16 protein-coding genes are annotated in these 20,509 nt (G+C 71.1%); 2 read left to right on the top strand and 14 right to left on the bottom strand.

The features are described 5' to 3' along the window. Positions 1-600: 600 nt before the first annotated feature. Both tyrS and C7C46_RS23910 read right to left on the bottom strand, forming a co-directional pair. Positions 601-1,866: a tyrosine--tRNA ligase gene (gene tyrS, locus C7C46_RS23915; protein WP_110671973.1), complete on the bottom strand. Its 1,266-nt coding sequence runs from the start codon at positions 1,864-1,866 to the stop codon at positions 601-603. A 107-nt stretch (positions 1,867-1,973) separates the two neighbouring features. Continuing rightward, positions 1,974-2,606: a DNA-3-methyladenine glycosylase gene (locus tag C7C46_RS23910; protein WP_110671969.1), complete on the bottom strand. Its 633-nt coding sequence runs from the start codon at positions 2,604-2,606 to the stop codon at positions 1,974-1,976. A 131-nt stretch (positions 2,607-2,737) separates the two neighbouring features. Here C7C46_RS23910 and C7C46_RS23905 point away from each other — a divergent pair, with 131 nt between their 5' ends. Further along, positions 2,738-3,250 carry an HNH endonuclease gene (locus C7C46_RS23905; protein ID WP_110671968.1) on the top strand — a complete coding sequence of 171 codons (513 nt, stop codon included), beginning with the start codon at positions 2,738-2,740 and terminating at the stop codon, positions 3,248-3,250. Between the two features lie 39 nt (positions 3,251-3,289). Here C7C46_RS23905 and C7C46_RS23900 read toward each other — a convergent pair whose 3' ends face one another. The 6 genes from C7C46_RS23900 to C7C46_RS23875 form a co-directional block, all read right to left on the bottom strand. Next, positions 3,290-5,152, bottom strand: coding sequence for an outer membrane protein assembly factor BamB family protein (locus C7C46_RS23900; RefSeq protein ID WP_110671967.1), 1,863 nt, complete (start codon positions 5,150-5,152; stop codon positions 3,290-3,292). A 78-nt stretch (positions 5,153-5,230) separates the two neighbouring features. Then, positions 5,231-5,527, bottom strand: coding sequence for a 4a-hydroxytetrahydrobiopterin dehydratase (locus C7C46_RS23895; RefSeq protein ID WP_110671966.1), 297 nt, complete (start codon positions 5,525-5,527; stop codon positions 5,231-5,233). A 119-nt stretch (positions 5,528-5,646) separates the two neighbouring features. After that, on the bottom strand, positions 5,647-6,405 hold the full coding sequence (locus C7C46_RS23890; RefSeq protein ID WP_110671965.1) for a sulfite exporter TauE/SafE family protein: 759 nt from the start codon (positions 6,403-6,405) through the stop codon (positions 5,647-5,649). Positions 6,406-6,607: 202 nt separating this feature from the next. Then, positions 6,608-7,660, bottom strand: coding sequence for an SPFH domain-containing protein (locus C7C46_RS23885; RefSeq protein ID WP_110671964.1), 1,053 nt, complete (start codon positions 7,658-7,660; stop codon positions 6,608-6,610). A 79-nt stretch (positions 7,661-7,739) separates the two neighbouring features. After that, positions 7,740-8,162 carry an NfeD family protein gene (locus C7C46_RS23880; RefSeq protein ID WP_245984771.1) on the bottom strand — a complete coding sequence of 141 codons (423 nt, stop codon included), beginning with the start codon at positions 8,160-8,162 and terminating at the stop codon, positions 7,740-7,742. 99 nt (positions 8,163-8,261) lie between these two features. After that, entirely contained in the window at positions 8,262-9,053 is a 792-nt protein-coding gene (locus tag C7C46_RS23875; RefSeq protein WP_110671963.1) for an ABC transporter ATP-binding protein, read from the bottom strand. 169 nt (positions 9,054-9,222) lie between these two features. Here C7C46_RS23875 and C7C46_RS23870 point away from each other — a divergent pair, with 169 nt between their 5' ends. After that, the gene (locus C7C46_RS23870; protein ID WP_181442492.1) at positions 9,223-10,032 is read left to right on the top strand and encodes a hypothetical protein; all 810 of its coding nucleotides are present in this window, start codon (positions 9,223-9,225) and stop codon (positions 10,030-10,032) included. A 28-nt stretch (positions 10,033-10,060) separates the two neighbouring features. Here the strand turns inward: C7C46_RS23870 and C7C46_RS23865 are convergent, their stop codons facing one another. The 6 genes from C7C46_RS23865 to C7C46_RS23840 form a co-directional block, all read right to left on the bottom strand. Further along, entirely contained in the window at positions 10,061-10,711 is a 651-nt protein-coding gene (locus C7C46_RS23865) for a response regulator (protein ID WP_110671961.1), read from the bottom strand. After that, positions 10,704-11,864 (bottom strand): GAF domain-containing sensor histidine kinase, encoded by a 1,161-nt coding sequence (locus C7C46_RS23860; RefSeq protein ID WP_110671960.1) that lies wholly within the window; start codon positions 11,862-11,864, stop codon positions 10,704-10,706. The genes C7C46_RS23865 and C7C46_RS23860 overlap by 8 nt, the downstream gene beginning before the upstream one ends. 150 nt (positions 11,865-12,014) lie before the next feature. Next, positions 12,015-12,341, bottom strand: a complete 327-nt coding sequence (locus C7C46_RS23855) for a hypothetical protein (protein ID WP_110671959.1) — start codon at positions 12,339-12,341, stop codon at positions 12,015-12,017. A gap of 141 nt (positions 12,342-12,482) precedes the next feature. Further along, on the bottom strand, positions 12,483-12,677 hold the full coding sequence (locus C7C46_RS23850) for a hypothetical protein (protein ID WP_110671958.1): 195 nt from the start codon (positions 12,675-12,677) through the stop codon (positions 12,483-12,485). A 109-nt stretch (positions 12,678-12,786) separates the two neighbouring features. Then, positions 12,787-13,464 carry a hypothetical protein gene (locus C7C46_RS23845; RefSeq protein ID WP_146259192.1) on the bottom strand — a complete coding sequence of 226 codons (678 nt, stop codon included), beginning with the start codon at positions 13,462-13,464 and terminating at the stop codon, positions 12,787-12,789. A gap of 11 nt (positions 13,465-13,475) precedes the next feature. Continuing rightward, positions 13,476-19,742, bottom strand: a complete 6,267-nt coding sequence (locus tag C7C46_RS23840) for an RHS repeat-associated core domain-containing protein (protein ID WP_110671956.1) — start codon at positions 19,740-19,742, stop codon at positions 13,476-13,478. Between the last annotated feature and the right edge of the window lie 767 nt (positions 19,743-20,509).

Genomic DNA, 20,509 nt, shown 5'->3' with positions numbered 1-20,509 from the left:
CCCCGGAATAAGGCGGCCCCGTGCACTGCGTCCTCGCTAGTGTTTTACTTCAAAAGGAATCTCCAACCCCAATCAAAAGACTGAGGCCGGGGATGTCAACATATCTGGCGTTGACTTTTGGCACGCTGTTGAGTTCTCAAGGAACGGACGCTTCCTTTGCGCTGATCTCTCAGCTCTCCGGGCGCTTCGTTCTTTCGTGTTTCCAGCTTATCAGATCCGAGCGTCGTGCTCTTTCCCGACTTCCTGAGCTGGTCAGGGCCGCCATTTCTGCTTTGCGACGACCGCCACTCTACCGTATTTCCGGACCAGGTCCGGACCATGCTGATTCCAAAAAGAATGAGCGAGGCTTGAAAATCAGTAAATGTGATGGTCGCACCACTCGGGTTCCGGGACGATCTCTCGTTGACCCTGCTGCCCGTGCGGTTCAGGCGACTCGGTCAACACTAGGCCAGCTCGGCGAGCACGTCAAACACGACGGGGCCAGATCTGTCCAGATCTGGCCCCGTAGGGGTATTCTCCCAGCTCACGGCCGGTACGTTTCAAGCCACCTGATGACCCCTCAGCAACCCTCGGCGTGAGTCGCCATCAGTTCTCGATCCGTCAGCCGCGGACCAGCTCCACCGCGGCCAGGTTCCGCTTGCCGCGGCGCAACACCAGCCACCGGCCGTGCAGCAGGTCAGCCTCGGTCGCGACCGCGTCCTCGTCGGTGACCTTGGCGTTGTTCAGGTAGGCGCCGCCCTCCTTGAGGGTGCGGCGGGCGGCCGAGCGGCTCGGGGCCAGTCCGACGGCGACCAGCAGGTCGGCCATCGGGGCCAGCTCCGCGACCTCGGCCCGCGGGAGCTCGGCCAGCGCCGAGGCCAGCGTGGCCGGCTCCAGCTCGGTCAGCTCGCCCTGGCCGAACAGCGCCTTGGAGGCGGCCACCGCGCGCTCGTACTGGTCGGCGCCGTGCACCAGCGTGGTGAGCTCCTCGGCCAGCGCGCGCTGGGCGAGCCGGGCCTGCGGACGCTCGGCGGTCTCCCGCACCAGCTCCTCGATCTCCTCCCGCGAGCGGAACGAGAAGATCCGCAGGAAGTTGGCCACGTCGCGGTCGTCGGCGTTCAGCCAGAACTGGTAGAACGCGTACGGCGTGGTGAGCTCCGGGTCGAGCCAGATGGTGCCGGACTCGGTCTTGCCGAACTTGGTGCCGTCAGCCTTGACGATCAGCGGGGTCGCCAGCGCGTGCACCGAAGCGCCCTCGGCCTTGCGGATCAGGTCGGTGCCGGCGGTCAGGTTGCCCCACTGGTCGCTGCCGCCGGTCTGCAGGGTGCAGCCGTAACGGCGGTTCAGCTCCAGGAAGTCCATGCCCTGCAGGATCTGGTAGCTGAACTCGGTGTAGCTGATGCCCGCGTCGGAGTTGAGCCGACGGGCCACCGCCTCCTTGGCGATCATGTTGTTGACCCGGAAGAACTTGCCGATGTCGCGCAGCAGGTTGATCGCGGACAGGTCGGCGGTCCAGTCCAGGTTGTTGACCATGCGGGCCGCGAACGGACCGTCGAAGTCGAGGAACCTCTCGATCTGGCCGCGCAGCCGCAGTACCCAGTTGGCCACCGTCTCGGGGTCGTTGAGCACCCGCTCGGCGGTGGGCTTGGGGTCGCCGATCAGACCGGTGGCGCCGCCGACCAGGCCCAGCGGCAGGTTCCCGGCCTGCTGGATCCGGCGCATCGTGAGGATCTGCACCAGGTTGCCCAGGTGCAGGCTCGGCGCGGTCGGGTCGAAGCCGCAATAGAACGTGACCGGGCCGTCCGCGAACGCCTTGCGCAGTGCGTCCTCGTCCGTGGAGAGGGCGATCAGCCCGCGCCACTTCAGCTCGTCGACGATGTCCGTCACGGTCACGGTTCTCCTTGGTCCGACCGGGCCGCCCGGCAGCGGCCCGCTGTTTCAGATGAGTGCTGGGTACAGCGTGTCCGAGAGTACGCGGTCCGCGCCAGCGCGTTTCATTTAGCCGCCCGGCGGCGCGGGGCGTGGGCGCGGTAGGGGCTGACCGTGGGATCGCCCTCGATCCAGAACCGCCAAGGCGTGTCGGCGGCGGCGGCGACTCCGGTGCGCGGACCGGTGCGGATCTGCCCGGGGGCCGGCGGGGTCCCGGGCAGCAGCCGGAAGACGGGGCCGGCCACCACGTCCTCGCCGTCCTGGGTGCGGTCCACGCCGAGCGCGACGGTGAGCCGGGCGGGGCCCTGCGCCAGGTCGTGGTCCCGGCGGCTGCCGGGCCGGCGGCGCCGGGCCGAGTCGATGCCCTCGGTCACCCGGCCGGCCCTCAGCAGCACCCCGCCGGGGTGCAGGGCCGGGCCGCAGACCAGGTTGAGGCAGAAGTGCATGCCGTAGGTGAAGTACACGTACGCGTGCCCGGGCGGGCCGAACATCACCGCGTTGCGGGCGGTGCGGCCGCGGTAGGCGTGCGAGGCGGGGTCGTCCGGGCCGGTGTAGGCCTCCACCTCGGTCAGGCGCAGCTCGACGGTGCCGGTGGGCAGCGTGCAGCGCAGCAGCCGGCCGAGCAGGTCGGGTGCCACCTCGGGGGACGGGCGGTCGAAGAAGGCGCGGTCGAGTGCGGCAGCGGGGTCCTCGGTCACGGGGCGAGCGTAGCCGCGGGGCCGGACAACCGGGCTGAGCGGCGGAAATTCCGTTGTCCGGCACGCGCTTCGACGGTCACAGTGGTCGGGTCCGCCAGGGCGGCGGCCAAGGCCTGGGAGGTGCCCCCGAGATGCGCAACACGCTGGTGCTGAACGCGAGCTACGAGCCGCTGTCCACGGTGTCGCTGCAGCGAGCGGTGGTACTGGTACTGCAGGACAAGGCCGTGGTCGAGCAGGCCCATCCGCTGCGCGTGATGCGGGCGACGGGCCTGGCGGTACCGGTGCCCCGGGTGATCAGACTGCGGACATACGTCCGGGTGCCGTTCCGACAACGGGCGCCGTGGTCGCGACGGGGCGTCCTGGTGCGTGACCAGCACACCTGCGCCTACTGCGGCCGGCGGGCCACCACGGTGGACCACCTGGTGCCGAAGTCGCGCGGCGGCGCCGACAGTTGGCTGAACACCGTGGCCGCCTGCGCGGAGGACAACCAGCGCAAGGCCGACCGGACGCCGGAGCAGGCCCAGATGGTGCTGCGGCGGCGTCCGTTCGAGCCGACCCCGGAGGCCTCGCTGCTGCTGGCGCTGGGCCTGCGGGCGGGCGAGGCCGCCGAGCTGGCGGACTGGCTGCAGCCGATCTCGGCCTGACCGTGGCCTGACCGGGCGCGGCCCTGGGCCGGCAGTGGGTCAGCCCTTGGCCTGGAAGGCGGTCGCGGTGCCGAAGTGCGTCGAGTGCTCCGGTACCGCGACCACCCGGCCACCGCCGATCAGCACCCGGCCCGCGGTGAGCAGCGAGCCGGTGTCGCGGGGGAAGCCGCCGCCGATGCTCTCCTGACCGTTCGTCAGGGCGAACCGGCTCAGGTGGGCGGGCAGGCCGACCCGCTCCTCGGTGGCCAGCACCAGCGCACCGCCGTCCAGCGCGACGGCCCGCACGCCGCCCTTCTCGCTCACCGGGCTGCGCCACAGCGCCTTGCCGCCGGCCAGGTCGAAGGCGGCGGCCGAGGTGGCGCCGTCGCTGCCGGTGAGCGTGGTCACCAGGCTGTGGTCCTGGAAGAAGACGCCGGGGGTCGGGTCGAAGCTGCCGTGGCCGACGTCCAGTTGGCCGCCGCCGTCCTGGGCCAGCGGGATGCTGCCGGTCGCATCGCCGTTGGCCGCGAAGCCGAGCACCTTGGAGTCGGCGGGCTGGTCGCCGGTGGTGAGCACCGCGGCGGGTTCGGCCGAGAGCACGGTGACGGTCTTGGGCTGGCCGTCCAGGCCCTTGGCCCAGAGCACCTTGCCGTCGGCGGCGCCGAGCGCGACCAGTTGGTTGCCGGGGTTGCTGTCGGCGCAGTTGCTGTCCACCAGCACGGTGGCGCCGGTGGCGCTGCCGGTCAGCGTGCAGAACTTGCCCTGGCCGCCGTACTGCCAGGCGTCCTTGCCGTCGGCGCCGGCCCATGCCTGCACCTTGTCGTCGCCGACCGCGATCACCTTGTCCTCGGTGACCGCGACGTGCGCGGCGTAGGAGTTGGCGGTGTCGGAGAGCTTCTTGGTCCAGGCGGTCTTGCCGGCCTTGGTGTCCACGGCGGCGAGCAGGGTGCAGGGGCTCTTGGGGTCGGCCTGGGTGCGGAACAGCGCGCCGCCTAGCCCGGCGCCGTTGACGGTGGGCGACAGGCCGCAGGGCACGGCGCCCTGGGCGGGCGCGTCGATGCTCCAGCCGGGCTTGCCGTCGGCGAGCTGGTAGGCGTGCACGCCGGTGCTGTCGGCGCGCACCACGGCGTCGCCGAGCAGCCAGCTGCCCACCAGGGTGTCGTCGGTGCCCTGTTGGGCAGCTGGCTGGGCGACCCAGATCCGGTTGTGCGCGACCGCGAAGTTGGTGTCGCCGCTCGGGGTGCCGGCGACCGGGGCCGGGTGGTCGGAGTGACCGCTGGTGGCGACGATGCCGGCGGTGATCAGCACGCCGAGGGCCGCGACGCCGGCGCCGGCCCGGATCAGCAGGGCCCGCCGGCCGGGGCCGCCCTCGGTGTTTAGCACGCCCTGGGCGGCGGCCTTGGCGGAGTCGCGGGCCCGGTCGATCAGCGAGCCGCCGGCGGCGGTGCGCGGCGCGGCTCGGCGCGAGCGGGGGGCGGTGGGAGCCTGCTCGGCGTCAGTGCCGGCCGCCGGGGCTCGCGGGTCTGCCGGGTCGGCGGGGTCGGCCACGTCCACCGGGTTGACGGCGGGCTCGGCCTCCTGCTGGACCCCGGTAGCCTGCTCGGCCGGCAACTGCTGGTACTGGTCGGAGGCGTACTGCTCCGGGATGTGCTGCCGGGCGTACTCGGGGCGGTGCTGGTCCGGGCTGTACTGCTCCGGGCTGTACTGCTCCGAGTTGTACTGCCCCGGGTTGTACTGCTCCGCGCCGGGCTGCTCCCCCGCGGCGGGCGCGTACGGGTCCACGTACGTGGCGGGCTGGTACTGCTGCTCCTGGTAGCCGCCCTGGGGGTACTCCTGCCACTGCCAGGGCTGCTCCCCAGGCTGCGGCTGCTGGTCGGTCCCGGGGTACCAGGAGTGCTGGTATCCGTACCCGTCCTGAGTCATGCGTCCCCTTTGTCCCGACTGCGGCTGGCAGCGGCCAGCATCTCACGCCGCCCGGGACGGCTCGCCGGCTTCGCCGGATCAGGCCTCGCGCAGTGACCGGTCGATCCGTGCCGCCATCGTCAGGTCCAGGCCGGTCAACCCGCCCGCGCTGTGGGTGGACAGGACGAAGGTGAGGGTCCGCCAGCGGATGTCGATGTCCGGGTGGTGGTCGAGCTCCTCGGCCGCCTCGGCCACCTGGTCCACCACCCGGATCGCGGTGCGGAAGTCGGCGGTCTCGGCGGTGCGGCGGATGGCGCCGCCCTCACGCTGCCAGTCGGGCAGCGCGGCCAGGCCGGCGGCGATCTCGTCCTCGGTCAACAGGGTCCGCTTGCTCATGGCGTCCAGCGTAGGGCGGGTCCGGCCGATCTTGGCGGATCAGCGCGCGGCGCCGGGCAAGATCGGCCGGACTGGCCTGGGCGAGCGGCAGGGGAACTGACGCAGGCTCAGGCTCAGGCTCAGGCGAGCAGCAGCTTGACCACCGCGACCAGTCCGACCACCACGATCAGGGCACGCAGCGCGCTCGGCGGCAGCCGGCGGCCGATCTTCGCGCCGAGCAGGCCGCCGAGCGCCGAGCCGACCGCGATCAGCAGCGCCACCAGCCAGTCGATGTGCGCGGTGAACATGAAGAAGACCGCCGCCACCGCATTCACGATCAGCGCCAGCACGTTCTTGACCGCGTTCATCCGCTGCAGGTCGTCACGGAGCAGCATCCCCATCAGGGCCAGCAGCAGGACGCCCTGGGCAGCCCCGAAGTAGCCGCCGTAGACACCGGTGGCGAAGACGCCGGCGATCAGGCCCCAGCCGCCGTCGGGGTGGGCGGCCGGGCCGCCGCGGGCGGCCACCGCGCGGGCCACCCGGGGCTGAACGACCACCAGCACCAGGGCGAGCAGGATCAGCGCCGGGACGATGGCGGCGAAGGCGGAGCCGGGCAGCTTGATGAGCAGCACCGCGCCGAGCAGGCCGCCGAACAGCGAGGCGGTGCCCAGCCGCAGCAGCCGTCCGCGCTGGTCGGCCAGTTCCCGCCGGTAGCCGATCACGCCGCTGAACGAACCGGGCACCAGGCCCAGCGTGTTGGACACGTTGGCCGTCACCGGCGGCAGTCCGATCGCCAGCAGGACCGGGAACGTGATCAGCGTCCCCGATCCCACGATGACGTTGATGGTGCCGGCACCCGCACCGGCGGCGAAGACCGCCAGCCCTTCCCAAGGAGTCATCGACCCGTCCCTACGTCTCGCGTGTCCGCCCCCGCCCGCTGCGGGTGGCGGCAAAAGCGATCATCCTGGACGACGCTGCTTGCTGACAGCGTCATCCAGGATGAGAGACATGGATCGCACCCGACCTGCGGGCACTTCCCCGCGGACCACCGTCCGCGAGGAAGTGCCCGCGGACCGGTACCCGCAGCTCAGTGTCGGCTGATCACTCCGGGTCGATCTGCGGGTACTCCCGGGTCGGGTTGACCCGGGGCCGGGCCGCGCCCGTCTCGTCGGTGTCCAGCGGGCGCGGGCCGCCCGCGGCGCCGACCGGGCGGGCGCCGTTGCCGTCGGCCGGAACCTGCTTGGGCAGGTCGGCGACGGTGGGGGCGGGGCCGCCGCTCTGACCGGTCAGACCGCCGAAGGCACCGCCCAGGCCCTTGAGGGCGTCGCCCACCTCGCTGGGGATGATCCACAGCTTGTTGGCGTCGCCCTTGGCCAGCTCGGGCAGCGTCTGCAGGTACTGGTAGGCGAGCAGCTTCTGGTCGGCGTCGCCGTCGTGGATCGCCTCGAAGACCGTACGGATCGCGGCAGCCTCACCGTCGGCGCGCAGCACGGCGGCCTGCGCCTCACCCTCGGCGCTGAGCACCGCGGCCTGCTTCTCGCCCTCGGCACGCAGGATCGCGGCCTGTCGCTGGCCCTCGGCGGTGAGCACCGCGGCGCGCTTGTCCCGCTCGGCCCGCATCTGCTTCTCCATCGAGTCCTGGATGGAGGTCGGCGGCTCGATCGCCTTCAGCTCCACCCGGTTGACCCGGATGCCCCAGCGGCCGGTGGCCTCGTCCAGCACCCCGCGCAGGCCGGCGTTGATCACCTCACGGGAGGTCAGGGTGGACTCCAGGTCCATCGAGCCGATGATGTTGCGCAGCGTGGTGACGGTGAGCTGCTCGATCGCCTGGATGAAGCTGGCCACCTCGTAGGTGGCGGCCCGGGCGTCGGTGACCTGGTAGTAGATGACGGTGTCGATGTTGACCACCAGGTTGTCCTGGGTGATCACCGGCTGCGGCGGGAACGGGACCACCTGCTCGCGCAGGTCGATCCGGTTGCGGATGGTGTCCACGAAGGGCACGACGATGTTGAGGCCGGCGTTGAGCGTGCGCGTGTAGCGGCCGAACCGCTCCACGATCGCCGCGCTGCCCTGCGGGATCACCTGGATCGTCCGGATCAGTGCGACTAGCGCCAGCACGACCAGAATGATCAGCACGATGAGGACGGGTTCCACGGTGTCTCCCCTGGACAGCTCGGACGCTGGGACTACTCGGACTGACTGCTCGTACGACTGTGCCGGCCGGTTCGGCCGGCTAGTCGACCAGGGCGGTGGCGCCCTGGATTTCGATCACATCCACCTGCTGGCCGGGCTCGTAGACACGGTCGGGGTGCAGCGCGCGGGCCGACCAGATCTCGCCGTTGAGCTTGATCCGGCCGCCGTGCTCGTCGACCCGTTCCTGCACCAGGGCGCGGGAGCCGGGCAGGGCGTCGATCCCCATCCGGACCTGCGGTCCCTTGCGCAACTTCCGATAGGCGAGCGGGCGCACCGCCCCCAGCATGGCGATCGAGACCACCAGGAAGACGGCGAACTGCCAGACCACGCCCGCCCCCAGCCCGGCCGTGATCGAGGCACCCACCGCGCCGACCGCGAACAGCCCGAACTCCGGCAACGCGGTGGCCACCAGCGGTACGCCCAGTCCGACGGCGAGCAGGAGCCACCACAACCAGCTGTCCACAGACCCATCCTAGGGAGGAAACGACATCCGGTGTGGTGGGTTCCCGCAGGTGGACGGAGGGAAACCGGTCAACTGTGCGCGCCTGCGCACCAGGAGCGGTCAGCCGAACGGCAGACCCTGCGCCGACCAGCGGTCGCCGTGCCGCTCCAGGGTCAGCGGCAGGCCAAAGCAGAGCGAGAGGTTGCGCGCGGTCAGTTCGGTGTCGATCGGTCCGGCGGTGAGCACCTTGCCCTGACGGATCATCAGCACGTGGGTGAAGCCGGGGGCGATCTCCTCGACGTGGTGGGTGACCATCGCCATGGCCGGCGCGTACTGGTCCTGGGCCAGCGCGCCGAGCCGGCGGACCAGGTCCTCGCGGCCGCCCAGGTCCAGGCCGGCGGCCGGCTCGTCGAGCAGCAGCAGCTCGGGGTCGGTCATCAGGGCGCGGGCGATCAGGGTGCGCTTGCGCTCGCCCTCGGACAGCGTGCCGAAGGCCCGCTCCTCGTAGCCGCCCATGCCGAGCCGGTCCAGCAGCAGCAGGGCGCGCGCGGTGTCGGTGGTCTCGTAGGTCTCGTGCCAGGTGGCGGTCATCCCGTAGGCGGCGGTCAGCACGGTCTGCAGCACGGTCTGCTCGCGCGGGATCCGGTCCAGCAGCGAGACGCCGGCCAGGCCGATCCGCTGGCGCAGCTCGAAGACGTCCACCTCGCCGAGCTTCTCGCCCAGCACCGCCACCTGCCCGGCGGTCGGGTGCAGGTAGGTCGCCGCCACCTGGAGCAGGGTGGTCTTGCCGGCGCCGTTCGGTCCGAGGATGACCCAGCGCTCGCCCTCGGCCACCGACCAGGAGACCTGGTTGATCAGCGCGCGCCCATCGCGGACAACGGAAACGTCAACCAGCTCCAGCACGTCGCTCATGCCTACGCTTCTCCCAATCCAATGCAGCTACTCGTGCAGTTCTCGGCCGTCGGTGCGGGCGGGCAGCCTACCGGGTGTGCCTTGTGGGCGGTCGGGGAGCGGCTGGCACGCACAGCGTCAGGGCAAACCTACGCCACGCGGGTGGCCGCCTTGTCCGTAGGCTGGCTGGATGCCGCCGACTCCTGCCGAGATGCCCGCTGCCGATCCGTTCGCCGAACCCCGTTCGGCCCGTCTGACCGCCTGGGGGAACTCCCTGCTGGCCGGTTTCGCCCCGCCGGACCAGGCGGCGGACGAGATCGTCGGCGCGGACGAGCGGCACCGGGTGGCCGGACTGCCGGGCGACGCGGCGGGCGACCAGCACGGCTGGAGCTGGGCGCTGGGCCGGCTGCGGGTGCTGGGGGTGCAGGGGCTGCGGCTGGCGCTGCCCACCGAGGGGCACCCGCTGGGGCTGACCGGGCCGGCCGGCTTCAACACGGCGGCGCTCGCGGCCGGCGAGGCGGTGCTGGCGGTCGGGCTGCCGCTCGGCTTCGTGCCCGAGGTGACGGTCTACGGGCCGCCCGGGGACCAGTCGGCCACCGTGCTGTGGCGCTGCACCGAGGTGCGCGAGGCGCCGCCGGCCGACGTGCCCTTGCTGCACGAGGCCGAGCGGGAACTGGCCGAGGGGCTGCGCGAGGCCACCGCGCTGCTCTCCCGGCTGGACGTGGCCGGGGCCGGGCCGCAGGCGCTGCGCGCCCTGGAGCAGTACCGCCGGCGGGCGCACAGTCAGCTGCTGGCCCCGGGCTACCCGCCGCGCGCGGTGCGGGTGCTGGAGTCGGCCCGGCAGGTCTCGGCGCTGCTGGCGATCGCGGCCGACGGGCACGGCGCGGCGGTCAGCGCGGGCGAGATGGCCGCCCGCGACGCGGCGCTGGCGCCGCTGCGGCGCACCGCCCGGCGGGCCCAGGTGGCCGCCTACAACGCGCTGGTGGACGAGCGGGTCTGACGGGGGTTCAGCCGGGGGTGGCCGGGCTTCAGCCGGCGCCGTGGCGGACCGCCCACAGGGCGGCCTGGGTGCGGTCGGCCAGGTCCAGCTTCATCAGGATGTTGGAGACGTGCGTCTTCACCGTCTTCTCGGAGAGGTTGAGCGCACGGGCGATCTCCCGGTTGGACTGCCCGTCGGCGATGTGGCCTAGCACCTCGCGCTCGCGCTCCGTCAGGGTGCCGCCGCGGCCCTGCGCGGCCCGTGGCGAGTCGTCGGCCAGCAGCGCCCCGGCCAGCTCGGGCTGGAGCAGCACGTGCCCGGCGTGCACCGAGCGGATCGCCCCGGCCAGCGCCTCCGGGTCCACGTCCTTGTAGACGTAGCCGGCCGCGCCCGCGCGCAGCGCCGGCACCACGGTGCGGTGCTCGGTGAAGCTGGTGACGATCAGCACCCGGGCCGGGTTGCCCTCCTCCTTGAGCCGGCGCAGCGCCTCGATGCCGTCCACGCCCGGCATCTTGAGGTCCATCAGCACCACGTGCGGGTGCAGCTCCTGGGCCTTGGCCACGCCCTCGGCGCCGTCGGCGGCCTCGCCGACCACCTCGATGTCGTCCTGCACCTCCAGGAAGGTGCGCAGGCCACGGCGGACCACCTGATGGTCGTCGACCAGCAGGACGCGGATGGGTGCTGTCGTCCCGTCAGGCACCGGGGACCTCCAGTTCGATGACGGTCCCTCTGCCGGGGGCCGAGGTCAGGGTGAGGTGGCCGCCCACGGTCTGGGCGCGGTCGCGCATCGAGACCAGACCCAGGTGGCGGCCGGCCCGGCGCACCGACTCGGGGTCGAAGCCGCACCCGTCGTCGGTGACGCGCAGCAGCGCGCCGCGGTTGCGGGTGCCGCGCAGGGTGACCTCGACCCGGCGGGGCCGGGCGTGCCGCAGCGCGTTGTGCAGCGCCTCCTGGGCGATCCGCAGCACCGCCGCCTCCTGGGCCGGCGGCAGGGTGCGCACCCCGCCGTCCTCGTCGAAGACCACGGTGGCGGTGTGCGCCCGGTCCAGCACCTGGACCTGGGAGGCGAGGGTGGCGACCAGGCCGTCCTCGTCGAGCGCGGCGGGGCGCAGCTCGATCACCACGGCGCGCAGCTCGTCGGCGGCCTCGGCGGCCAGCCTGGCCACCTCGTGCAGCTCCTGGCGGGCCCGGGCCGGGTCGCGGTCGACCAGCGTGGCGGCGGCCTTGGCGGTCAGCCGCAGGCTGAACAGCTTCTGCGAGACCGCGTCGTGCAGGTCATGCGCGATCCGGGCCCGCTCGCCGGCCAGGGTCAGTTCGCGGCTGCGCTCGTAGAGGTTGGCGTTGGCCAGCGCGAGCGAGGCGTGGGCGGCCAGCATCCGCAGCAGTCGCTCGTCGTGGTCGGTGAAGCCGCCCGGTTTGTTGGCCAGGAAGACCGCCCCGAGGATCTCCTCGCCGTCCAGGATCGGCATCCCGAGGAAGTCCTTGAGCTCCGGGTGAGCCTCCGGCCAGCCCCCGAAGGCCGGCGCCTGGCGGACATCGGCGAGCCGGGTGGGGGTGTACTCGTGCAACATCGTGGCCAGCACCCCGTGCTGACGCGGCAGCGGCCCGATCGCCCGCCACTGCTCGTCGGTCACCCCGTCCACCACGAACTGCGCGAACCCGCCGTGGTCGTCCGGCACCCCGAGCGCGGCGTACTCGGCCCCGAGCAGGCTGCGCGCCGACGCGGTGATCCGCCGCAGCACCTCGCGCACCTCCAGGTGCCCGCTCATCGCGAGCACGGCGGCACTGACGGCTTCGAGCCCGTCGAGGGCGGCGGCGTCGAGCGCCGGTGGTGGGGTGGAACCGCTGGTCATGGGGCCACCGTACCGCCGGGCGACCGGTCCGGCGTGGGGCCCTGGGCGGGGCGGGCGTGAGGCGGGGGGCTTAGGACTGAGGACGGAGGACCTCGGGCTCGGGCCCCGCCGTGGGGAACCCGAGCCCGAGGTGTTCGTACCGGTCGAGGGCTAACCGAGGCTGTTCACTGCCCTGGCCGTGGTGCGGTCCCAGAACTCGGTCATCCCAGCCCGCTCGACGCGCTCCAGGAGCACCTCGGCCAGTGCGGCATCCGGATACCCGGTGTCGGCGCCGAAGGTGTCGGCACGCAACTGGTTCAGGATCACCATGCGCAGCTCATTGAGAAAGCCGACGGTACGAAGCGCTGATTCCGCCTCCTCGGTGCGGTCCCGGTAGCTGCCACGCTCCGCCATGGTCAGCTCGTGGACGAGGCTGACCAGGAATGGAATCCGCCGGTTGGAGGCCAGGGCCTGGGTGAATTCGGACTCTCCTGACATGTGTGTGCACTCCTCGGATCTGGTGGAGAACCGGGCGTGGACACCATCCAGATTCCGGGCGAGCTCTACCAGAAGATTGGCACCACGCTGCCGCCCACTGCGGCAGAGGACGCCGACCCGATGTGGTTCATCAAGTAGTCGTCACTTCTTGGTGTCCTGGCCCTCCCAGTACTTCATCGATGCCTTTGAGAACGAAGTCTCGTCGTGGATGAAGTACTTGGCGAAGACCGCCGACATGCTCCTGTCGACGTTCTGCCAGTGGCAGCCGTCCGGCAGCAGCCCGCGGGCCCACCCTCCCTGAACGTCATCGATCTTCTTGCTGAGCTCGCCGACCATCTTTGCGAACGAGTCGCTGCAGGGGCGGTCGATCCGAAGACGGGGCCGCCACAGGAAGTGGCGGCCCCGTTGATGCCCCTGGGTGGGAGTCGATCGACGCGGGACTGCGTCAGCAGGACCCGTGCGCTTCGGCGTAGAGCAGCAGGCTGTCGGCCGCCGCCGCGCCGGCACGCTGCACCCGGGCCGTGTAACTGCCCCCGGTGTGACGGTCGATCGCAGCGAGGTAGAAGGTGCGGCGCACCCCGTTCACCTCGAATTCGGCGACCTGCTGCGGCACGACCGTGGCCGGGCCGCAGGAGAGCCGGGCCACGGTCTCCCCGTCAGCCCGGAAGAGCACCTCCAGCAGCTGACCGTCGGCGGTCGGCAGGGCGTCCCCGAAGACGTGCAGCCCTGGCGCGGTGCCCGCGCCGAGGTCCGCCGCCTTCAGGCACCCGCTGGCCACCGAGCCCCCGGACGGTTCGGCCCAGCAGACGTCTCCGGTCTGCTCCGCCTGCCAGAGCAGGCGTGCCGTGTTCCCGGGCGCCGACTGCACGACGACCGCCTGGTCCGCCCGCGGGCTCTCGCCCGCGTGCGCGGCCCAGTCCATGGCCGCCTGCCGCTGGGCCGCGGGGATACCGGCCACCGGGGAGGCCGACGGAGTCGCGGAGTTCACGGCTGACGGGGAGCTGATCGGGGTCGCGGTTCCGGCTGCGTGCCCGGCAGAGCCGGTCGCCCCGGGCGAGCAGGCCGCCAGTGCGGCGAGCAGCCCGGCGGGCAGCAGCACTGCGGCTGCCCGCCGGAGTGACATGTCGCGCCGCGTCACGGAGCGATGGCCGGTGGCGGCGAGTTGTCACTGTAGGTGACGGGATCCCAGCTGGTGATCTCGAAGGTTCCCCAGTCCTTGGTGGTCGTCGAGCCGTCGGCGTGCTCGTAAGTGGTCCGGTACTTGGTGACGATGCCGGTGGGCGAGTAACCCCAGTGCTGGCCGGCCTTCACCGTCAGCTTCTCGGTGAAGCTCTGACCGTGGGTGACGGTGCTCTGGTCGGTGTCGGTCCAGCCGAAACTGCCGGTCACGCCGACGGTCAGGTCCACACTGCCCTCCGCGACGAACGGGATGTCAGCCTTGCCACTCGCCTTGACCGTGACGCTGGCACCGAACTGCTTGGTGAACTGGTGGGTCTTCTGGTCCGAATCGGTGGTGGAGATGGTGAGCGAGAGATCCTGCGCGTTCTCCGCCATCCGGTACTCCTTCGAGATCTGGTAGTCGGTCCAGGAGTCCCGGCTCTCGGTCACCGTATAGGACGTGACCACATCGTCGCCCCCGCTCGGCACCTTGGAGGACACAGCCTGCGGCAGCAGATCGCCACAGCCGTCGCAGATGTGGTGCTTGACCGAGTTCGCGTTGGCCTCGGCTTCGTCGGCGGCCTGCTTGTCGATCGCCCGCTGCTGCGACTGGATCGCCTCCGGGATCGCCGCCGGGTGCTCGGTGTAGTACTGCTCGACCTGCTTCGCGGTGCCGAAACCGAGCCCGGTGATGTCGTCATGGATCATCTTGCCGTCGGCATCCATGGTGTTGGTGGGCTTGTTGTTCGCGTAGGCGTAGCCGTTCCACTGCTGCGGGTCGTCGTTGGCCAGCAACGGGTCGGGGCTGATGAAGCGTCCGGTGCTGGGCTGGTACTCGCGGGCCCCCAGGTTGGTCAGTTCGCTGGTGGTGTCCTTGGTACCGCCGACGAAGCCGTGATCGCCCGCCCAGCCACCGGTCGCGGTGGTGGTGGTCCGCTGATTGCCGAACGGGTCGACCGGGTTGCGCGTCTCTGTCAGCGAACTGGCGTCCAGCGAGAGAGTGTTGGTGCCGTGTGGGTCACCGACCTGGTAGGTCTTGGTGCTCGCGGTGGCGACCAGGGACAGCCCGTCCGGCATCGCGTAGTAGCGGGTGCCGGTCACCGCCTTGCTGGTCTTGTTGTAGGTGAGCTCGTCGCCGGTGGCGCCGATGGCGATGGTGTTCTGGGTGGGGTTGCTGCGCTCCAGCAGGTTGCCGTCGGCGTCGTAGACGTAGGTCGTGGTGACCCCGCCGCGGGTGGTGCTGGCGAGCTTGCCCTCGGCGTCCCAGGTCAGGACCGAGGTGTTGCCCGCGTCGATCCCGTTCCAGGTCTGGGTGCTCCAGATCGGGTTCTGGTTCGGCGCGGAGGCGCTCTTGTAGACGACCAGGTTGCCGTCGTCCTGCAGGGCCAGGTAGGCACCGGAGTTCGGGTAGGTGCCGGCGGCCCAGAGCGGGTTGCGGTTGGTGTCGTAGACGACGAAGTTGCCGTCGGTCTGCATGGTCGCGTACGCGCCGTTGTGGCCGTAGGTGTGGCTGGACCAGGTCACCGCACCCGTGCGGAGCGAAACCAGGACCAGGTTGCCGTCCGCCTGCATCGACAGGCGGCTGCTGTTGGAGGTGATGCTCTGCCCCGACGGCAGCACCCAGCCGCCGTTAAGGCTCCGCGTACCGGCCGGATCCACGATCTTCGTCGTGTTGCCCGCCGCGTCGTACTGGTCGCTCCCGGCCGCGCTCCACCCACCAGTACCGGAGTTCTGGGTGGCGGTCAGGGCGTGGGGGCCGCCGTTGCCGTTGCCGTTGTTGACCGTGCCGGCAGCCGGGAAGGTCTGCGTGGTCGTCAGGTCGTTGGCGGTGTTGCCTCCCGCGTCGTGCTGGACCAGCTGGGTGCGGTTGCCCGTCAGGTCGTAGGAGTAGGACTGCCAGTACGCAGCCGGACCACCCACCGTGGTCTTCGCCGGGGCGACCGCGCCACTGGTGGGAGTGCTGTTGGCGCAGTTGCCGATCGCGCCCACGCTGGGCTGCGGGGCCATGGTCACCGCACCGGTGTCGCTCCACGCGGTGGTCAGGCGGCCCAGGTAGTCGTAGCTGAAGCACTGCCGGTCGGTGCTGCCCGGGGTGTTGTCCGGGATGCTCGTGACCGCAGTGACCTGGCCGGCCTGGTTGTAGGCGTACTTCGTCTGCTGGACCGCGCCGGTCTGCGAGGTCTGCTTGTCCACGAACTGCGAGACCTGACGGCCGGTCGGCTCGTCGAAGGTGTCCGTGAGCACGATCTGCGTGCCCCACGGGTTGGTGGTGGTGCGGATCGCTCGACCGTAGGCGTCGTAACCCGTCGCCTGGTCGTACATCCACTGCGACCCGAACTGCTGGCCGTAACTGGTCATCAGACCGCGCGAGTCGTACGAGTACTGCAGCATTTCGCTCGGCAGGTCACCCAGACCACCGCGGTTCGTCCACTGCACCGAACCCGTGATCGGGTAGTACGCCGACTGCTCGCTGTAGCTGTACGGCGTCGTCTGGTTGACGTCCGCCCCGGGGAGCGTCTGGGTCACCGAGGTCGCGTGGTACGCGGCGTCGTACGACCCGACAGCCTTGGTGTACGCCGAACCGCTGGTCCCGCCGACGTACCGGGTGGAGCTGGCCGGCTGGCCCTTGCCGCCGGCGACGGTGTCGTAGGTGTAACCGGTCAGCTGCTTGGTCGGGTCGGCCGCAGTGCCCGCGTACTCGGCGGTCTTGCGGCCCAGCAGGTCGTAGCCGAAGGTCAGCACCTGACCGCGAGCGTCGGTACTGCTCGCGAGCCGGCCCGCGGCGTCGTACACCGAGGTCGCGGTGCCGGCGTCGGGGTCGGTGGCGGTGGTCTGACGACCGCGCAGGTCGTAGCCGTAGGACCAGGTGTTGCCCGCCGCGTCCACCCGGGTGGCCGGCTTGTCGGTCGGGTTGAAGGTGTATTTGGTGACGTCCGCGTCACCGGCGTTGCCGGTCGCGGTGGCGGTGCGGTACTGCCACAGCTGGACGCTGCGACCACGCGCGTCCTTGACCGTGCTGGTCGGCGTGCCACCACTGGGCGGGGTCACGTCGGTGCGGTCCGCGCCTGGGTAACTGGTCGTGCTGCTGCTCTGGTGAACGTCGTACGCCCGGAACTCGCTGGTGATCTCCCGGCCCAGACCGTCGAAGGTCTTCAGCGTGGACGACGGGACGTGCGTGGTGTCCGCGTCGAACCAGGTCGTGCTCGGCGCGCTGGTGCTCTCGTAGTAGGTCGCATTGGTCCGGGAGACGTGACCCGCGGCGTCGTAGAAGGTGTCGGTGACCAGTCGGCCGTTGTACCCGGCGAAGGCCGGCGTGGCCTGGGTCTGAACCGTCCGGCCGAGGCCGTCCATGACCGCGACCGAGGTGCTGTACCCGTTGTCGTCGTAGTGCAGCGTGTTCGTCGTGACCGAGGACGAACCGCTGGTGCCGTTGACCGCGTAGCTGAACGTCTGCGACGCGTGCTGGCTCGTGCTGCGCCCGGCGGGCCAGGCAGCAGTCAGGCGGCCCAGCGCGTCGTAGGACTTGGTGACCGTGTTGTTGTTTGCGTCCGTCACCGTCAGCGGCAGCGCCCGGGCGATGTCCAACGCGGTGGTGGTTGTCCGGCCGCCGGCCGCGTCCGCGGCACCGGCCGGGGCCGGGGTGGTGACGGTGGTGCTGTTGGGCAGCTCACCGGCGTTCGCCGACGCGTACGCCGTCGTGGTGGTCGCACCGTTCGGGTGCGCGCTGTCCGTCGCGTTCGGGTCGGTGCTGGTGACGGCGCGACCGTACTTGTCGTAGGTGGTCACTGCCGTGGTGACGTAGACCGGGTTGCCGCTCGCATCGTAGTGGTCGAGCGCCTGACGGCTGGTCGTGTCGCCGACGGCGCCGGCGTTGCCGTAGCCCTGACCGTCGAACAGGTTCCGGCTGCCGGAGACCGTGTTGGCCGCCGTCGGGGTCGCCGTGCAGGCACCGGGGCCGGAGACCACCAGCGACTGGGCGCCCAGGGTGACCATCTGCGCGTTGGTGCTGGTCGCGTAGGAGGCCCGGGTGCAGACGTCCGGGGTGTTGTCAGCGGTGCTGAGCGAGGTCAGCATCCGGTTGGCGTGCGCGAGGTCGGAGTCCGTGGTGACGACCGTGCCGGCCGACTGCCAGGAACCGTCCGCCTTCAGCGTCTTGGTCACCGTGGTGCTGGTGGTGGAGGTGAAACGGGCCACCAGGTCGGGCAGGCCGCTGCGCGGGTGGTCGGCCGTGGTGACCGGGCCGGCGGCGGTGTGCACCAGGTAGGACGCGAGCGGGCCGTTGACGCCGTTGTAGGTGTCGGTCTCCAGCGTGGTGCCGGAGAGCCAGTCGTCGTCGCTGACCGCTCCGCTGCGGTCGCCGGCCACAGTGGCGCCCATGCCCTGGTAGTACGAGGTCTTGGTCTGGGTCTGGGCACTCGTGTCGTTGGGCGAGCCGGCCACCGTGGTGACGGAAGCGTAGCCGCGGAACTGGTCCCAGGTCCGCGACTGCGGGTCCGCGACCGAGCTGTCGTTGTGGTGGTACGCCGGCAGGCCGTACGTGTAGCTCGTGACCTGCGGCTTGTCACCCAGCGCCAGCTTCGGGTCCACCGTCACGGTGGCCACCGGGTAGCGCTGGAACCAGTCGTCGATCGGGGCGGTGCCTCGCGTCTGGTTCGGCTGGTACCACTTGACGTTGTAGCAGTCCTTGGTGTCACCGTTGGCCTGGGCCGGCAGCGAGCTGGAGGTGCAGCGCTGGGAGCCGGTGGTCTGGTAGACCACGCCGATGGTGCCGCCGGTCTCGGTGGTGACCACCGTCAGCCGCGGGCGGTTGTAGTCCGGGCGGGTGAGCAGCGCCGGCACCCGGTTCGGGTAAAGCATCCACCCGAACGAGACGGCCGGCAGGGTAATCGCACTCTGGCCGTTCTGGTTGTCCTGGCCGGTGCGCTGCACCGAGGCCAGCCACGGGACCTGGGTGTTCTCCGTCTGGTTCTGCACGTTCACGAACACGTGGGTCAGCGCGTAGTTGTCCACTGTCCGGTAGCTGCCGTTCGAGCGGACCTGGGAGGCGATCGAGTTCAGCCACCGCGAGGTCCAGAATGACGGCGAGGCATTCGCGCAGTTCGTGGTCGTCTGGTCGCACTGCTGGTCCAGCGGCACGTCCGGCCAGTTGCCCGCGTTCGCCACCGTGCGCTGTGACGGGTCACAGGCAGCGGTGGAGGTCACGCACCGCTCACCGGCGGAGAACACGACGCGAGCCGCGCTCTGGTAGGTGCCGCCGGCGGCGATCTGGTCGGACAGCAGCTGACCGTAGTCGATCTCGGCCGGCGTGCCGCCACGGGTGTAGGAGCCGGTGGTCGCCGGATTGCCGCCACGTGCGTACCAGTTGGCCTCGGCGTTGTACTTGTACGTGGTCAGGTTGCCGTGGGTGTCCACCACCGCATCCAGGTTCCACCGCCAGGCCATCTGGCACCAGGACTGCTGACCGGTCGAGGAGCTGTAGCACGGGTCGCCCGAGTTCGGCGAGAACACCGGCACCGTCCACGCCGACTGCGCGTCCGGGCCGAGGCTGCTCGCCTTGCCGTCGGCACCCGGCAAGTGGCTGGCGCCGAAGTAGAAGACCATCCCCGAGGGGTCGGTCATGCGCAGGTAGGAACCGTTCCAGGTGCCGTTGCTGGCACCGGTCAGGAACTCGATCTTCGAACCGTCGTCGTTCTTCAGGTGCCAGGCGCAGGCCGACTGCTCCGTGTTCCCGGAGGAGTTGCTGCAGGAGGAGTCCACCGGCACCAGCTCACCCGAGTGGCCCGCCAGCGACATCGTCAGGTTCGCACCCGCCCAGCAGTCGTCCACGGAGCTGGCCATCCCGTCCCGGGCGCACGGCTGGAAGGACCGCTCTACGTACCCGGTGTTCAGGTCCCAGCCGTCACCGATCCACGACGCCTGCGAGTTCGTCGACGAGGTCTTGCCGTCCACGGTGGATGAGTCGTACGACAGGCCGACGTTCGGCACGCCGCCGCCCAGGGTCGGGGGCACCGAGACCGGGTAGTTGTAGGTGAACGAGCCCGCTGAGCCACCGCCGGTCCAGTTGGTGCTCGGGTTGAGCGAGCTGGCGCTGTAGGTGCCCGCACCGGAACTCGTGCCCGAGACCACACCCAGCGTCATCGGCGCCGCCGCAGCCTGGACGGCCATCGCCGCCGGGTGCGCCCCGCCGGGTACCGTGACGTCCGCGACCAGCCGCTTCGCCGCCGCGTCGTAGTGCGAAGCCACCGGCGTCGACTTCTGGCACTCCGCCAACTTCGGCGTCGTCAACGCACACGCGGGAAGCGACACCAGGCGCGCCCGCCCGGCGAAGTCACCACCAATACCGCTCAACTGCGACAGGTCCAGACCCACCCGCAGCGTCGATCCCGGCTTCGCACCATCACCGGACAGCGCCACCGCACCACCCGGAGCACCCGCCGCAACAGCAGCCCCCGAGTCCGCCACCGACACCGACACCGAACCACCGGCAACCGGAACCGGCGCCGCGTCACTCTGCGCCTGCGCCTTCGCGCCGCCATCCGCAGCAGGCACCACCGCGCTCAACCACACCGGCAGCGAACCCGCCTGCACCGAAGCACCCACAGCCGCGGCCGGCACCGCATCAGCCGCAGCCGCAGCCGCAGCCGCGCCAGCCTGCGGCACCACACCACCGGTCGAAGCCGCCGGCACCGTCACCGTCGCCCGGCCGCCCTTCACCCCCTTCGCACCAGGCGGCGACCACACCTGTCCCGCCGGGAACGACGGCTTGGTCGCCGCCAGCACCTGCCTGCCCTTCCCCGACACCGAAGGCGTCTTCGGCAACGGCGTGCCCGGCGACCAGATCCGATGATCCCCGCCGGCCGTCAATGCGAAAGCGGGGGTGGACAGCATCGCCGTCACCACCCCCAACGCCCCCACCACCGCCACTGAGCGCAACCCTCTTCGTCGCCCGGCCCCCGACCGGCCGACAGTGCGATCTACCACCAAATCCCCCAAGTGTGACGGAGCATCAA

The organism is Streptomyces tateyamensis, from assembly GCF_003205575.1.
Taxonomy (GTDB): Bacteria; Actinomycetota; Actinomycetes; order Streptomycetales; family Streptomycetaceae; genus Kitasatospora; species Kitasatospora tateyamensis.
The sequence above is the reverse complement of the archived record's forward strand: the minus strand, read 5'-3'. Positions and strand labels throughout refer to the sequence as shown.